Origin of the sequence: Nostoc edaphicum CCNP1411 (assembly GCF_014023275.1) — a bacterium.
GTDB classification, from domain to species: domain Bacteria; phylum Cyanobacteriota; class Cyanobacteriia; order Cyanobacteriales; family Nostocaceae; genus Nostoc; species Nostoc edaphicum_A.
The window spans coordinates 6993293-7010372 of the sequence record NZ_CP054698.1 but is presented as its reverse complement, the minus strand read 5'-3'; the positions used below and the strand labels follow the sequence as shown (position 1 = coordinate 7010372).

General features: G+C 40.3%; 7 protein-coding genes. All 7 read right to left on the bottom strand.

Annotation, left to right across the window (positions count from 1 at the left end; all coding sequences use genetic code 11):
- Window positions 1-6: 6 nt before the first annotated feature.
- From HUN01_RS32200 to HUN01_RS32170, 7 genes are read right to left on the bottom strand one after another with little or no spacing between them, the layout of a single operon-like run.
- Window positions 7-3171 (bottom strand): non-ribosomal peptide synthetase, encoded by a 3165-nt coding sequence (locus HUN01_RS32200; RefSeq protein ID WP_181929574.1) that lies wholly within the window; start codon window positions 3169-3171, stop codon window positions 7-9.
- Window positions 3172-3200: 29 nt separating this feature from the next.
- Entirely contained in the window at window positions 3201-8831 is a 5631-nt protein-coding gene (locus HUN01_RS32195) for a non-ribosomal peptide synthetase (RefSeq protein WP_181929573.1), read from the bottom strand.
- 1 nt (window position 8832) lies between these two features.
- On the bottom strand, window positions 8833-13566 hold the full coding sequence (locus tag HUN01_RS32190) for a non-ribosomal peptide synthetase (RefSeq protein WP_181929572.1): 4734 nt from the start codon (window positions 13564-13566) through the stop codon (window positions 8833-8835).
- 38 nt (window positions 13567-13604) lie between these two features.
- Window positions 13605-14675 carry an HAD-IIIC family phosphatase gene (locus HUN01_RS32185; RefSeq protein WP_181929571.1) on the bottom strand — a complete coding sequence of 357 codons (1071 nt, stop codon included), beginning with the start codon at window positions 14673-14675 and terminating at the stop codon, window positions 13605-13607.
- 4 nt (window positions 14676-14679) lie between these two features.
- A complete protein-coding gene (locus tag HUN01_RS32180) occupies window positions 14680-15861 on the bottom strand; it encodes an acyl-CoA dehydrogenase family protein (RefSeq protein ID WP_181929570.1) in 1182 nt (393 codons plus the stop codon).
- Between the two features lie 51 nt (window positions 15862-15912).
- Window positions 15913-16158 carry an acyl carrier protein gene (locus HUN01_RS32175; RefSeq protein WP_181929569.1) on the bottom strand — a complete coding sequence of 82 codons (246 nt, stop codon included), beginning with the start codon at window positions 16156-16158 and terminating at the stop codon, window positions 15913-15915.
- A 57-nt stretch (window positions 16159-16215) separates the two neighbouring features.
- Window positions 16216-17079, bottom strand: coding sequence for a 3-hydroxyacyl-CoA dehydrogenase family protein (locus tag HUN01_RS32170; RefSeq protein ID WP_181929568.1), 864 nt, complete (start codon window positions 17077-17079; stop codon window positions 16216-16218).
- Window position 17080 lies beyond the last annotated feature (1 nt).

Genomic DNA, 17080 nt, shown 5'->3' with positions numbered 1-17080 from the left:
TTTAATTTAAAGTTTTTGCCGAAACTGTGTTCTTAGTTGTCTTTCATTCATCCGACTTTTCGCTCTGTTATGGCTTTCTTCTAAAGAAGATTCTTCGCTTTTTTCTGGACTCAAGAACTTTACTAAAGAACTGATAGTAGGATGTTCAAATAAATCAGTTATGGATAAATCTTGATTAAAAAGTTGTCTCAGTTTGCTATGAATTTGCACAATGAGTAATGAATGTCCACCGAGTTCAAAAAAGTTATCATTAATACCAACTTTTTGCACATTCAGCGCCTCTTGCCAGATAATAGCGATCGCTTCTTCTATCTCTGTTTGAGGTGGCTGATAAGTTGCTTCTAATTCTGGGCGATAACCATCTGGCTCTGGTAACGCACTGCGGTTCACCTTGCCATTTGGCATTAGTGGCAGCGCCTTGAGGATCACGAAAGCCGAGGGCATCATATATTCCGGCAGTTTTTCTCTCAGAAACCTGTGCATATTACTAACACTGGGTGTCTGTTTTTGCTTAGGAACAATATAGGCAATCAACCGCTTGTCTTCTCGCAGCAAAACTACAGCTTGTTGTACTTCTGGATGCTGACACAGCACCGTCTCAATCTCGGAGAGTTCAATCCGGAAGCCCCGGATTTTTACCTGATTATCTAGCCGTCCGATAAATTCAATGTTGCCATCAGGTAGGTAACGTGCTAAGTCACCAGTTTTGTAAAGGCGATCGCATTTTGAATTTCCAAAGGTGTTGGTTATAAATCTCTCTGCGGTTAGTTCGGGCCGATTTAAATAACCCCGAACTAAAGAGGCTCCACCGATATACAATTCACCTGGCACACCAATGGGTACGGGTTGCAGCTGCTGATCTAACAGATAAATCTGTATATTCCCCAGTGGACGACCTAGTGGAACTGTTTTTGAATTATGACTAGCTTGGTTATTCTGAACGGCAAAGGTAGTAACACCTACGGTAGCTTCTGTTGGGCCGTAGTGATTGAAGATTAAGCAATCTGGTGCTTGCTGCTGAATCTGCTCGATTAAATCCCAAGTTGCAACTTCACCTCCCAGGATCAGTCTTTGGCGAGGCAGAATGGACTGGGATGGAGCGGATGCTAGGAGACTGGCAAGGTGGGAGGGGACAATTTTCAGGCAGTCGATGGAATGTTGGCGGTTGTATTCAGCTAAGGCTGCTGAGTCAGCAACTCGCTGGGAGGATATGATATGCAGAGTGCCACCTGTACAAAGAGAAGGAAAGATAACGGTGTTACCCAAGTCTGCGGCTAAGGTAGAAACACTAGCGAAGTTAGCTGCTGTGGGTAGATTTAATCTTTCTGTGATGCTATTGAGGTAATTAACTAGTTGCTGGTGTTCAATGGCTACTCCCTTTGGTCTGCCAGTGGAACCAGAGGTAAACACTACATAGACTAAATTCTCAGTAGTTACCTCACTGTTGGGATTATCATCGTCGTACTGAGCAATGATGTTCCAATCAGTGTCTAAATTAATCACCAATGACGCTTGAGCATCCTGCAACCGGAAATCAAGACTTTCCTTTGGTAATGTTGGGTCTAGTGGTAAGTATGCTCCACCAGCCTTGAGGATGCCCAAAAGTCCGATAATCATTTCGAGCGATCGCTCTACACACAGCCCAACTATAACTTCCGGCTTGACTCCCAATGTTTGTAAGTAACGAGCTAGTTGATTAGCTTTGCGGTTAAGCTCTGTGTATGTTAGTTGCTGATCTTCAAATACAACAGCAATATTGTTAGGTGTTTTTTCTACTTGTTCTTCAAAAAGCTGGTGTATACATTTGTCTTTTGGATAATCAATCTGCGTTTGATTAAACTCAACTAGTAATTGTTGGCGATCGCTTTTACTGATTATATCTAATTGACTAATTTTTTTATCTGGATTGTTCGTAGCATGATTTAATAAAGTTTGAAAATGTCCAGCTAAACGTTGAATACTATCAGGTGAGAAATAATTGACATCATAGTAAAATTCTGCATTTAAAGTTTCACCATGCTGAGTACAAGTGAGTTTAACTTTAAATGGCTCAATACAGCTATAGTATTTTTCCAGCGAAAATGACACACCATTAGCAAAATGTTTTTCGGGTAGTTGCTCAAACTCAAAACCAATGGGAAATACCAAATCGTTGTCATTCCCTACAGATTCAGGAGTGTAATAATCTTGCCATTCTGTATTATTATTTAGGGTGTTTTCGTTAAGTTTTAAGAGTTCTTGGAAGCATAAGTCTGGTGTGAGTTGACTTTTAATGGGAATCCAGGTGGCAATCAGTCCTAGTACTTCATGGAGTTCTTCATACTCCCTGCGATCGCCAGCCATACCAATGATCATTTCTGACTCTCCAGTGAGTCGCCAAATTAGGGTTTGCCAACAGGCTAGTAGAACTACAGCCGTTGAAGTATTATGCTTTCTAGCTAGTGTTGCAACCTTTGCTGTGACATCAGGTGCGATCGTCAATCGAAAACAGTCAAGCTGGAATTCTGTTTGTTTTGCAGGGTGGCTTTCAAAAGGCAGTCTTAATATAGTTTGGGAAGGCAACTTTTGCTCTTGCCAATATTTATGAGCTATTTCCGCATTCTCATCTTCGAGCAATTGATTTTGCCATTCTGAGAATTGGAGGTATTGTACAACTTCTTCTGATACTATTTCACTTTCTAAGCAAGCAGAGTATGAATAGCTGATTTCAGCTACTAAGTTTTTGAGTGTCCAGGTATCAGCACAAAGGGAAGGTAAACTGATTATTAAAATATATTTATCTAGTGACAGCGTTAGTAGAGATGCAGACAAGAGGGGATCTTGCTCAAAGTCGAAATTTTGGTGTCTCTGTTGTTTAAAAGTAGCTTCAAATTTAGCTTCTTGTTCCTGTGGTTCACAATCACTCAGATTGATTTCGTGCCATACCAGAACACTACTCTCTGCTATAACCATGACTGGAACTTTGATACCTGACAAGCGACGAAAGCTTGTCCGAAGAATTCCATGTCGATTGATGACTTGTTGGAAAGCGGCTTTTAAAACCTCTGGTTTAAGATTGCCTTCAAGAAAAATAGCACATTGAGTACAATAAGTTGAATTATATTGCTGTAATAACCAAAGACGCTTTTGTAAAGGAGAAAGCTGAAATCCGCTGACAGTTTTAGTATACATAGACTTTATTTATAATATGTTCAACATTTTCAACTACAAATCATTTCCCCCATCGCCACTACAATCTTGCGTTGCCCTACATAAGGATAGCGTCCGTGTGCAGCCAGCATATTATCTAGCATCAAAATATCTCCTTGCTGCCAAGGAAAGCTAGTTTCTGCCTGATGATAAACTTCATTAATTTCTGCAATAACTGAGTCTTCTATAGAAGTTCCATCACCATAATAAACATTACGTGGTAGCCTTTGTTCTCCAAATAAAGACAACAAAGATTCTCGAACTCCTACATCTAAATAGGCGATGTGATGTAACTGGATTTGATTGAAAAATACTCTGTCACTTGTCTTTGGATGTACTGCGATCGCCGGACGAATTTGACGAGTTATTAAACTATTATTATCATACCATTCACAAGTAACTCTAGCCTGCCGACAGTAATTTTCTACTACAGATTTATCATTAGTATGAAAAAAGTCTTGCCAGCTTACATCTAAATCATCGGTGTAGTTGCGGACGTACATTAATTGTTTTTCAGCTAATTTTTCTCGCAACTGGGGATTGAGTATTTGATAAGCTTTGCGACAGTCAATAATTGGCGTTTCTCCACCTTGTTGTGCTGGTTGTACACAGAAGAACCAAATTTTTAAAGGCCAGCAATGTAAGTGAGAGCTTTCATTATGGAAGAGGATAGCTTTATCGGCTGGATAAGGAGTAGAGCCATAAACTTTGCTCCCTTCTACAGCACGGGGTAAATCGCCATATTCACTAAATAATTCTGGACAAATCCCTTGAGCAACGCTTTCAAATACCGAAACGGAATTTACATGGAAATTTCTAAATAGAATAGCTCCGTGTTTTAACAATTCTGTCTCTATAAACCTCCGGTTTGTTTTAGCCCAATCTCCCAAATCAATCTCGTCAGTATCAGGCTGAATTACTAGAGGAAATGTTTGCCCAGTTTGCAGATAGGATGTCTTAATTAATTTTTCTGGTGATAGGGTGACAGCCTTGGGAGCAATACTAATAAATTTTTCTCGATTGAAAGCTTTCCGCTCTTTTTTTTGCATAGTTTGTTGCTTGTTTTCAGCTTCAGTCAGCATTTCTAGACTGTTGATTCGGGCATCAGGTTCGGAGATAATACTATTGAGTAACCTCTTGAAGTGATCTGTCATGCGAGTGATAATGCTGGTTTCAAAAAGGTCAGCATTGTATTGCCAGTTTCCGACGATACCTTGATCTGTTTCTGTCAGAAATAGTGCTAAATCAAACTTTGCTATTTCGTTTTTAACCTCCAATAAACTTAATGTCAGTCCTGGCAATTCTAATGGTGGCATCGGAGCATTCTGAAGGACAAATAACACCTGAAATAGTGAGGGTGTGTTGCTCAAATTCCGCTCTGGTTGCAATGCCTTCACCAATTGATCGAAGGGCAAATCTTGATGAGTGTATGCTCCCAATGCTACCTGGCGCACTCGTTTAAGTAACTCTCGAAAACTGGGGTTTCCAGCAAGATCAGTGCGTAAAACAAGTAGGTTGACAAAAAATCCAATTAATGACTCAGTCTCAGGTTGGTTACGGTTAGCGACATCAGTACCTACAACGATGTCATCCTGATTTGTATAGCGTTGTAGCAACACTTGAAAACCTGCCAGCAGAGTCATGAACAAAGTGACACCCTCTTGACGCGAGAGTGCTTGCAGTGCTTTGAACTCTTTGGCGGGAATTAAAAAAGATGAAGTGTCACCTAGATTAGTTTTCACTTCGGCACGGGGACGAGTTGTCGGCAATTTCATTACAGGGAGATTAGCTAATTGCTTCTTCCAATAGGCGAGTTGGGTTTCTAAAACCTCACCCTGCAACCACTGTCGTTGCCACGCTGCAAAGTCTGCATACTGAATAGTCAATTCTGGAAGCGGGGAGGGTTTTCCAGCAGAGAAGGCTTCATACAGCGCTACTAATTCCTGAACAAACACGCCCATTGACCAGCCATCTGAAACAATATGGTGGATGGTGAACAATACTATATACTCTTGCTCGTGAATATGCAGGAGAGTGCATCTTAGTAATGGGCCTTGAACTAAGTCAAAGCAGCGTTGCGATTCTTCTATGATTAGTTGTTGAACAAGAGCTTCTCTCTGTGCTTCTGGCAATTCCCGCAAATCCACTACTGGTAGTCTAACTTTTAGGCTGGAAGCGATCGCCTGAAAGGGTTGTCCATCTACCAGATGGAAGGTAGTACGTAAGGCTTCATGACGATATACGATTTCAGCAAAAGCTTGCTCCAGTGCAGTCACATTCAAGAAACCAACGAAGCGCACGGCAATTGGTATGTTGTAAATAGCGCTGCCTGGTTGTAATTGCTCCAGCAACCATAGTCTAGCTTGAGCGAAGGAAAGAGGTAGATTTTTGACTCTAGAGACGCGCCCAATAGTGGGAGGCTGTTGGCCCAATTCTGCTTTGATCACCTCCTGGATAGTTTTGGCTAATTCAGCCACTGTCGGGGACTCAAATAAGCGATGGAGCAATAGATTTATCTCGAAAGCTTTATTTATGCGAGAAATTACTTGTGTCGCCAACAATGAATGCCCGCCTAACTCAAAGAAATTGTCATAAATACCTATTTGTTCCCGATTCAGAACTTGAACCCAAATGCCAGCTACCACTTCTTCAAATGGATTCTGAGGTGCGACAAAAACTTTTTCTAGATAGGATCTACTAATATCAGGTGCTGGTAGCGCTTTCCGATCAACTTTGCCATTGGGTGTGAGTGGTAGCGCTTCTAACATCACAAAAGCACTTGGCACCATGTAGCTTGGCAACTTCGACTCTAAAAAGTTGCGTAGCCCCGGTAATATTTGCCGCTGTGAAATTTGCTCAGTTTGCAATTTCGCCGTTTCCTTACCCGCTCCCTGATGTTCTGGGTTCTGCACTAAATAAGCTACCAAGGACTTCCCTTCAGAGGAGTCTTCTCTAGCTATAACCACACTTTCTCGCACCTCTGGGTATTGGTTAATTACTGCTTCAATTTCTAAAAGTTCAATGCGGAAACCACGGACTTTTACTTGGTGGTCAATGCGACCAATGTACTCTATTTCTCCATTGGGTAAATAGCGGGCTAAATCCCCAGTTTTATAAAGACGCGCAGCTTTTTTGCTAAAGGGATTGGGGATAAATTTTTCTGCTGTGAGGTTGGGACGGTTGAAATAGCCTCGTGCAAGTCCATCTCCACCGATGTGCAATTCGCCTGCTACACCTACAGGGACTAACTGACTGTATTGGTCGAGGATGTAAAATTGCGTATTCGTAATCGGGTGGCTAATTGCTACAACCTTGCTGTCTCTTTCTACCTGAGATGCTGCCGACCAGATGGTGGTTTCTGTGGGGCCATACATATTCCACAAAGAAGCACACCGATGCAATAATTGATTGGCTAGGTATTCGGGTAAAGCTTCTCCACCACAAAGAATTTTTAATTGATCATTGCCACTCCAGCCTTCTGTTAAAAGCATTTGCCAAGTAGCTGGTGTGGCTTGCATGACTGTAGCTTTTGACTCTTGCAGTTTTGCTGACAACTGTGTTCCGTCTAAGGATACTTCCCGACTAGCGATTACCAAACGACCACCAACTACGATTGGCAGAAAAATTTCTAACGCCGCAATATCAAAGGAATATGTTGTGACTGCTAGTAAGGTATCTTCTTGGGTTAACCCTGGTCTTTGCCTCATGGAGTACAAAAAGTTGCTCAAAGCGCTGTGGGGAATTTGTACGCCTTTTGGTTTACCTGTTGAACCAGAAGTATAGATGACATAAACTACGTTGTCAGCGTTCGGCGTTCGCGCAGCGTCTCCGTCTCGTTGGCGTAACCTTTCGTCAGTATTCGTCTGCCAATTTGTATCTAAACAAACAACTTTAGCTTCGTGTTGTGGCATTGCTTCCACAAGGGAGGCTTGAGTTAGGAGTACTGGCACTTGGGCATCTTTGAGTATAAACGCCAATCGCTCTTGGGGATAACTAGGGTCTAATGGGATGTATGCACCACCAGCTTTCAGGATTGCCAATAGCCCGATGACCATAGAGAGCGATCGCTCTACACAAATCCCCACCAATACTTCTGGTTTTACTCCTAGCGATCGCAAATAATGCCCTAATTGATTTGCTTTGGTGTTGAGTTCGCGGTAGGTCAACTGTTGGTCTTCAAATACTACTGCTACTGCATCGGGTGTTTTTTCTACTTGCGCTTCAAACAATTCATGAACACATTGCTGTTGAGGATATTCAACCTGAGTATCATTCCACTCCACAAGCAACTGATGTAGTTCAGTTGACGTTAACAGCGAGAATTCACAAAGGCGCTGCTGTGGATTAGTAACCATACCCTCTAGCAAAGTCTGCAAATGTCCTAGCATTCGGGCAATGGTATCGGAGCGATCGCTATCATCGTAAGTAATCTTAAATAATAACTCTTTACCTGGAATCACACTTAGGGTTATGGGATAGTTAGTCCTTTCAAAGCTATGAAAATCCTCTATCTCAAAATTTATATCCCTCTCTTTTACGGAAGCATCTACAGGATAGTTCTCAAAAACTACTATACTCTCGAACAGAGCGAAACCTTTAGGAACTTCACTCCATCCTTGGACTTTTACTAAGGGACTATATTCGTATTGACGCGCTTCAAGTAATTGAGTCTGAATTTTTTGCAGCCAAGGTAGAAGAAATTCTTCAGGCGAGACTTTTACTCTAACTGGTAGTGTATTAATAAACAGTCCTACCATAGACTCAGCTTTAGCTAAAGTTGGGGGACGGCCAGAAGCTACTGCCCCGAAAACTACATCTGCTTGACCACTGTAGCAGCTTAACAGCAAAGCCCAAGCTCCTTGTATCAAAGTATTTAGCGTTAGTTGATGCTGCTGTGCTACAGATTGCAATGCTATGGTTGTGACTGCTGAAAGTTGAATTTTTTGTTCGGCATAGTCATCTTCTGAAGTCAGTGATTTTCCCGCTCTTTGATCTGCCCACAGCGATGTTGGAGTCGTAAAACCTTTAAGCGTCTCTCGCCAAAAAGTCTCAGCCACAGATAGGTTTTGTTGTTGTAGCCAGACAATGTAATCGCGATAGGGGCGAATAGGTTCTAGGTATAAGTCTTCACCATTTTTGAAAGCTTTGTAACAAGCAAGAACTTCCTTAAAAATTAGAGCAACAGACCACCCATCTAGTAACAGATGATGATGACTCCAAGTAAAGTTATAGGATGTATCTGAAAGTTGAACCAGTGTTAAGCGCATCAATGGTGGTTGCGTAAGTTCAAAACCACCAGAGCGATCGCTCTGTAAAAAAACCTCTAATTTTTGTTGTTGTTCATCCGGTGATAACTGTTGCCAATTATACTCTTCCCAGGGTAGAGTTACCTGTCGATGCACAATTTGTACTGGTTCTTTTAAGCCTTCCCAAACAAAGCAGCTTCGCAGAATTGAATGGCGCTCTACAACATGCTGCCATGCGCGATGGAACGCTGTAATGTTAAGTTTTCCTTGGAGAGTCCAGCTAAATTGTTCAAAATACTTGTCAGATTTGGGGGCTGCAAGACTATGGTAGAGAATACCTTGCTGCATGGGCGAGAGAGGATAAAAATCTTCAATGTTTTTGTTTTTCACGCCCATGTTAAATATCTCCTATAGCTGCTGTAATGGCATCAAGATCCCTTTGATCCCATTGACTTTGCTGAAAATCTGCGAAATCGGAAGGAGTAAAGCCTCCTGCATCGGGAGATTGACAATGAATAATTAGCGATCGCAATGCCTCAATAAACCCTTGAGCAAGAATTTCAACTGTGCTTTGCCGATGCAACTGATTGCTGTAAGTCCAGTTGATTTGCAGGCGTCCTTGAGAAATACCACCGTTAACTTCCAGCAAGTGAGTTCGTTGACTTCGCAAACTACGACTGAAACCGCTTGATTCGTTAGCAAAGCCAAATAAAGACGATTCTGGTAAAACTTGGTCAAACTGTCCTAGATAATTAAAAACCACTTCAGCTTTTGGCAAACAACTGAATTGTTTCCTAATTTCCATATCTCCACTGAGATAGCGCAAGACTCCATAACCAATACCTCGATTTGGAATCGTTCTTAGCTGCTCTTTAATTGATTTGAGGGCTTTTCCTGGCGAGTCGAAAGCACTGTCAAGACTCAGATGTACCGGGAAGATAGTTGTGAACCAACCCACAGTCCTCGATAAATCTACATCCTCGAATAGTTCTTCTCGACCATGCCCTTCTAAGTCAATTAGTAATGAAGTTTCTCCTGTCCATTGGCTAAATATTTGCACAAGTGCAGTTAACAACACATCATTAATTTGCGTCTGATATACCGCTGGCAGCTGTTGCAATAAAACTTGAGTTTCTTGTTCATTCAGCGATACAGTCAAAGTACAAGCTGATTTTTCTAGATTGTTCCCATAACTAAAATCTATGGGTATAGGTCTAACAGGTTGTTGCTTTATTGCCAGCCAGTATTCTAGCTCCGAACGTAATGCAGGCAATTGTGCATATTCTTGTAGATAACTAGACCACTGCTTAAGAGAAGTTGTTTTAAGTGGCAGTTGTAGTGCTTTGTCTTGACAAATTTGCTCTTTAGCTGTTTGAAAATCTTCTATTAAAATTCGCCAAGAAACTCCATCAACCACTAAGTGATGAATCACCCAAAGTAAGCGACTTGGTTGATTTGCACCCTGGTCAAAAAGAGCAACTCTAAATAATGGGCCTTGTGTCAAGTTCAAGCTGGCTTGTAGCTGAACCGACATTGCTTCCATCTGTGCCACTTGTTGATCTTTTGGTAGTGCTGACAAGTCTAAATATGTTGTTGGTATTACATTGTCAGGACTGACTATAATCGCTTGAAGACCTAATTCATTTTTTATAAATCGTGAACGTAGCGCATCATGATGCTTTTGTAAATTTTCTACTACTTTTTCTAAAACTATAGGGTTAATGCGCTTTTTGACTTCTAGCATTACCGCTTGATTCCAGTAGTGCGGTTCTGGTTGCTCTTGTTCAAAAAACCAATGCTCAATAGGTGTTAACTCTAGCGAACCAGTGATTAGGTTTTGTTCTGCTGAAATTTTCTGAATTGTGCCAGCGACAGCAGCTAGTTTAGCTATGGTTTGGTGTTGAAATAATTGCTTAGGAGTTAGGTGCAGCCCCGCAAGGTTTGCTTTAGATATTATTTGAAGGCTGAGGATAGAATCCCCTCCTAATTCAAAAAAGTTGTCGTTTATACCTACTTTTTCTAAACCTAGTACTTGTGTCCAAATAACAGCCAATTGTTTTTCAACGCTTGTCTGAGGTGCGATGAAAGCTTTTTCGAGTTCTGGACGTGCTGTATCTGGTGCAGGTAGTGTTTTACGGTCAACTTTACCATTGGGTGTGAGTGGTAGTGCTTCTAATGTGACAAAAGTTGCTGGTATCATGTAGTCTGGCAACTTCGACTCCAAGAAGCTCCGTAGTTCATAAATTGTCAGTATTTGATCTTTTTGAGGCACTATATATGCAACTATCCGTTGAGAATCTGCTAAATCTGAGCGTACTACAACAATAGTTTCTCGCACTGCGGGGTATTGAGTGATAACTGCTTCAATTTCTCCAAGTTCAATGCGAAATCCTCGAATTTTTATTTGGTTGTCAATTCTACCTATATATTCAATATCTCCACTTGGTAAATAGCGGGCTAAATCACCTGTTTTATAAAGGCGGTCGCCCTTCTTATCGCTGAAGTAATTGGGAATAAACTTAAGGGCTGTTAATTCAGCTTGATTTAAATAACCTCTGGCTAGTCCAACTCCACCAATATGCAATTCACCCGGTACTCCCATTGGTACTGGTTGCAAATATTGGTCTAAAATATACAACTGGGTATTAGCGATCGCTTTACCAATGGGTATAGACCCTGTAGAATGTTTACCGACTGGAACCTGATAAATACAGCAACCAACTACTGTCTCTGTAGGCCCATATTCATTTACTAATATTGTACCTGGAGCTACATCTTGCCAGAAGGTGATGCTTTGAGCTAATAAATTTTCGCCGCCAATAATAAAAGCTCTAGTTTTATTTGCTATCTCTTCCTTAGATAACTGTTGCTTAAGCAAATCTAAGTGCGCGGGGGTAATTTTCACCAAACTTAAATTTGAGCTTTTCTTTAAAGCTTTATCAAGGGCTTCGATGCCTTGTTTTTCTGATAGTAATTCTACTGTACGACCAACTAATAAAGGTGGAAAAAGACTGGTGATTGTTAAGTCAAAACCCAAAGGTGAATGAACTAAAGTTCCTACTCCTTGTTTTACTGAATATGTTTGGGTACACCAACTCAAGTAATTAACTAATCCTTGATGGGTAATTAAAGTTCCTTTGGGTTTACCAGTCGAACCTGATGTGTAAATAATGTAGGCTAAATTTAATTCAGTTGTTGTAGTAATTAGATTTTCATTTTTTTGTTGATTGATAGTTTGCCAATCAGTATCTATACAAATTACTTTAATTCCATTTGTAGCTAAATCTGCCATTATATGCTGTTGAGTCAGCAGCACTGGCATTTGAGAATCGTTGAGTATAAAAGCTTTTCTTTCTAAGGGATAACCAGGGTCTAGAGGTACATAAGCACCACCTGCTTTGAGGATGGCTAATAGACCGATGACCATATCGAGCGATCGCTCCACACAAATCCCTACCAGTACCTCTGATTTTACTCCCAGCTTTCTCAGATAGTGCGCTAGTTGATTGGCTCTAGCATTCAGTTCGCGGTAGGTTAGTTGTTTATCTTCAAATACTACTGCGATCGCATCAGGTGTGTGTTCTACTTGCGCTTCAAACAACTGATGAATACATTGTTGTTCAGGATATTCAACCTGAGTGTTATTCCACTCCACTAGCTGCTGATGTAACTCTTCAGCCGTCAATAGTGGTAAGTCAGATAATCTTGCTTGTGGATTTGCAACAATCCCCTCTAGCAAATTACGAAAATGCTCTACTATCCGAATAACGGTTTCAGCATCAAACAAGTCGGTATTATATTCTAAAAACCCCCGCAACTCTGGCTGTGCGTCTACTAGATGCAGCGTTAAATCAAATTTAGCAGTCTGGCCGTGCGTCGGGAGCCAATTCAGAGTCAAACCAGGTAGTGTTAGTTCCTTTTGAGTGTCTTCTTGCCAGGCAAACATCACCTGAAACAAGGGCATCTGACTGAGATTTCTATCTGGATGAAGTTCTTCCACCAATTGCTCAAAAGGTATATCTGCATGAGCGTATGCACCCACGCATACCTCGCGCACTCTATTCAACAATTCTAAAAAACTTGGATTACCAGAAAGATGAGTCCGCAGCACAAGGGTATTTACAAAAAAACCAATCAGCCCTTGAATCTCACCTTGGTTGCGGTTAGCAATTGGGGAGCCAACACAAATATCTTCTTGCCCTGTATAACGGCACAGTAAAGCTTGAAATGCTCCTAGTAGCGTCATAAACAAAGTTACTCCTTCCCGATTGCTCAGGGATCTGAGCATATCAGTTAGGCTTGCTGATAACTCAAAAGAAGCAATTGCGCCTCGAAAGCTTTGGACTGCCGGCCGTGGGCGATCTGTGGGCAAAGCCAAAGTAGAAGCATCAGCCAATTGTTGCTTCCAATAATTAAGTTGCGTCTTTTGTAATTCGCCTTGTAGCCACTGACGCTGCCAAATAGCAAAGTCTGCGTATTGAATAGCAATATCAGGGAGGGGAGATGTTTTGCTGGTGGAAAAGGCTTCATAGAGTACTGCTAATTCACGGATTAACACTCCTATAGACCAACCATCAACAGCAATGTGGTGAATCGTGAACAGCAGCAAGTATTCTTCGACACCTGTTTGTAGCAGCATGACTTGCAGCAACGGGCCAGTTACTAAATCAAAAGGTTTTTCAGCTATTTCTGTTGTTAACCGCTCAACTTCTGCATGTCGGTCAGCTTCTGGCATCGAGAGCAAATTCACCAGTTGCAGTGTCACAGTTACAGTCGGATGAATAACCTGAATTGCTTGTTCTTCGAGTATTTCAAAAGTAGTACGTAACGCTTCATGGCGTCGCACAATCTCGTTCAGACTTCGCTCTAACGCATCTACATTCAGCGCACCTACCAGCTGTACACATGCTAGTTCACAGTAGTAAGGATTATCGGGATCTAACTGTTGGAGAAACCACAGCCGTTGTTGGGCAAAGGATAGGGGAGCAGGACTTATTTGAGAACGTTTTGTAATAACCTCTAATTGAGAGTGAGAGTCAACTTCACCCCGCAATCGCTTTTTGAGAAGCTCCTGTTGAGCGAGTGAAAGCTTTGACCGTCGTTTTAAAATTTCATCTTTTTTTATATCCATAATCCCCCTTGTCAAACTACAAGAACTAGCAATGCTTTTTAATCTATAACTTTGACCTTGACATACTCAGGGATAGGCTGGATTCGGGATAGATCATTCTCTAAAATCTGCAAGTCTCCACTTTTATTAATTTCTTGAAAACCTGCAAACTTATAAGATATATACATCATTCGATTACGATTATTTGAAACAAATTCAGCCCGCAAATGAACATTATTATTCTTAGCCAATGTCATAATATGATTTAGCATAATTGTGCCGACACCTCTGGACATAACCCGACAAGACATCAGCAAAAGTTTTAGAGTCCACACAAGCTCTCCACATTCCACAAGAGCTAGTCCAATTTTTCCATAACTGCCATATTTATCTTCTAAAGTAGCAATCAGTATTTTATGCTGCTCAGATTGCCGAAAATTATTCAGTTCGTTATATGAATATGTATATCCAGTTGTATTTAATTGATTGGTTCTGACTGTTAGCTCTTCGGCTCTTTGTAAATCATCCTCTTGAGCATTAGAGATAGTAAAAGTCATATTAAGTGTAGCTAAAAACTCGTCTTGAGTACCAATAAATTCTTTCTCGGAATTATTTCGTTCAATATCACTAATATACATTAGTCTTCTCAGTTTTGAATCTTCTGTAATAAAACGAGGATTCATTTCTGGTTTATCTAAGATAGATGTTAAATCAGTTACATTAATACAAAGTACTTCAGGAAGTGAGAAATTGACTTCTTCAAGTTCAAATAACTGGTCATCGATAAAGGCAAATGTATCTATACTAAGATTAAGTGACTTAGCAATTTCTTGAATAGAACTTGATTTGGGGTTCCAATTGATTTGGGGATAGAGAAAATATTCGTGTAGCCCAAACTCCTGGATTTTCTCCATTGCTTTGGCATAGTCATTTTTACTGGCAATAGACTGCAAAATACCTCGGTCATCTAATGCTTTGATAATATCGACTACCTCGTTTCGCAATGAAACACAGTCATCCTCTAACAAAACACCATCCCAAAGCGTATTATCTAAATCCCAAACTACACATTTGATAGCTTTTTTATCGACTTGCTGATCATTTGAAATTTCAATGTTTGTGCTAATCATATTCTCACATCATTGCCAGTAAGTTTTGAGAGACGATGGAAGCATGTTTTGAGATATACTCCTGATAACCATAATCAGCGATGGTAATCTGTTGTATTTGTGTACTTCCTTCAATGATTTCCATAATTTTGGCATCTCGCAAATATCTAGCAACCGAATATTCATTAGTACAACCATTCGCCCCGTGAATTTGTACGGCATCATTTGCGACTTTAGTTGCTGTTGTAGATGCAAAATATTTGGCGATTGAAGTCTCTGTTATCGAATTTGGATCGCCAATTTCTTTGAGGTAGCCAGCTTGATAACACAGTAATCTTGCTGCTTTGACATTGACTATCATCTCGGTAATCATTTGCCGAATTAATTGGTGTTCTTTTAAATAAACATCGAACTGCTTTCGTTCGCTTGTGTACTGAATGCAGGCTTCTAGACAAGCTTGAGCAATACCTACAGAACCCCATGCCACACTATATCTTCCATAATCTAATGCAGAAGAAGCTATATAAGATAAACCAAAACCCAATCTGCCTACCAGATTCTCTTGAGGAATTCGACAATCTTGAAAGTTTAATTGAGCGAGCATTGAAGCTCGAACACCCAACATTCCAGAAATAGGTTGTATTGAAAGTCCTGGACTATTCTTTTCAACTAAAAAAGCAGAAGGTTTCCCCGAACATTGGGCAAATACCAAAAAGACATCTGCAATTTGTCCGTAGGTAATCCATTTTTTCTCTCCATTTAAAACATAAGAATCACCAGAAAGTGTTGCCGTGGTTTCTATACTTTTGGCATCGCTACCTACGTTAGGTTCACTTAAGGCAAAAGCAGCTATAACTTCACCAGATGATAATTTTGGCAGCCAATATTCTTTTTGAGACTTATTACCCCATCGGCAAAGAGCAGAAGCAACCATGCTATGAACTGTGAGCAAACTCCGCAAAGAAGAACATCCCCGTCCAATTTCTTCATTCAGAAGACCATAGGTGATGATATCCATATTTTGTCCACCAAATTCTTCGGGTAAGATAGCACCCAAATATCCTTGATGAGCAAACTTTTCTATAAGTTTTGGGGAAGTACACTCTTCTTGGTCGGAGTAATTTGCATGAGGGACAATTTCTTGATTGACGAAACCTCTAAACTTAGATTTATCATCTTTTTGTTGAGATGTCAACTCAATTTTCATGATGATTACTTATTTGGTGAAAATGATTGTAAGTTTTATATTGACTCATTTTTATGCAACTAAAGCTGTTTTCCGCTCAATTAAATGAGTCATAGAATTTATAGTTCTGAAGTTATCAAGATCCAGGTCTTCATTGTCAATAGTAATTTGAAATGCTTGTTCGATAAATAAGACAAGTTGCATAGCAAACATGGAATTGACAAAACCAAGTGCAAAGATATCTTCATCTAACTGCAAATCATGATTACGGAAAAATCGGGCTAAAAATTCTCTAATTTTTGCTTGTGTTTCTGACATATTTTCAATTAACCTTGAGTTTCAGAATGGCTAAGGAGTTTGTCTTAATATCTAATTTCAAATTGCTCCATTGTAAGTATAAAAACCTTGCCCACTCTTGCGACCAAATAACCCAGCATCTACCATCTTTTTTAGTAATTGGCAGGGTCTATATTTGCTGTCATTGAAACTTTCATACAAAACTTCAATGGAAAAAAGAATCGTATCCAATCCAATTAAATCAGCAGTTTCTAGGGGGCCCATTTTATGACCGAAACAGGTTTTAAAAATTCTATCCACTTCTTCCACTGAAGCAACTTGGTCTTGTAGCAAGAAAATTGCTTCATTAATTGTCAACATCAGAACTCGGTTAGAAACAAAACCTGGCGAATCATTGACGAGGATACTTTCTTTACCCATCTGAGCCAGTAATTCTTTAGCTGTTGAGATTGTTTCATCGGATGTGTGATACCCGCGAATCATTTCAACCATCGGCTTCATGGGAACCGGGTTCATGAAATGCATACCAATCACTTTATCAGCACGCTTAGTTAATGAAGCAATGCGAGTAATAGGAATTGCAGATGTATTAGCCGCAAATATAGTTGTTTCTGGACAAATCGCATCAAGCTGCGCGTATACTCCCTTTTTAATATCCCACTTTTCGGTGACATTTTCAATCACAAATTCTGTATCTTCAAGAAATTTATAATTTGTGGAAAATTTAATTTGATGCAGAATGTAATCAGGATTATCTACTTTTTCATTTTTATTGAAAAAGCTTTGAAAACGGATATTATTTCTGATTTGCTTGTTAGCAGATTCCAGAATTTCTTCGGAAATATCTACTAAAATTACGTGATGGCCACTTTGAGCGAGGTTTTGGGCTAATCCAATTCCCATCACACCTGCTCCGACAACACCGACAGTTTGAATTTTCATA

Coding starts and splice junctions, on each gene's coding strand:
- HUN01_RS32170 (WP_181929568.1), bottom strand. CDS start 17,079: ATGAAAATTCAAACTGTCGGTGTTGTCGGAGCAGGTGTGATGGGAATT.
- HUN01_RS32180 (WP_181929570.1), bottom strand. CDS start 15,861: ATGAAAATTGAGTTGACATCTCAACAAAAAGATGATAAATCTAAGTTT.
- HUN01_RS32195 (WP_181929573.1), bottom strand. CDS start 8,831: ATGGGCGTGAAAAACAAAAACATTGAAGATTTTTATCCTCTCTCGCCC.
- HUN01_RS32200 (WP_181929574.1), bottom strand. CDS start 3,171: ATGTATACTAAAACTGTCAGCGGATTTCAGCTTTCTCCTTTACAAAAG.
- HUN01_RS32175 (WP_181929569.1), bottom strand. CDS start 16,158: ATGTCAGAAACACAAGCAAAAATTAGAGAATTTTTAGCCCGATTTTTC.
- HUN01_RS32185 (WP_181929571.1), bottom strand. CDS start 14,675: ATGATTAGCACAAACATTGAAATTTCAAATGATCAGCAAGTCGATAAA.
- HUN01_RS32190 (WP_181929572.1), bottom strand. CDS start 13,566: ATGGATATAAAAAAAGATGAAATTTTAAAACGACGGTCAAAGCTTTCA.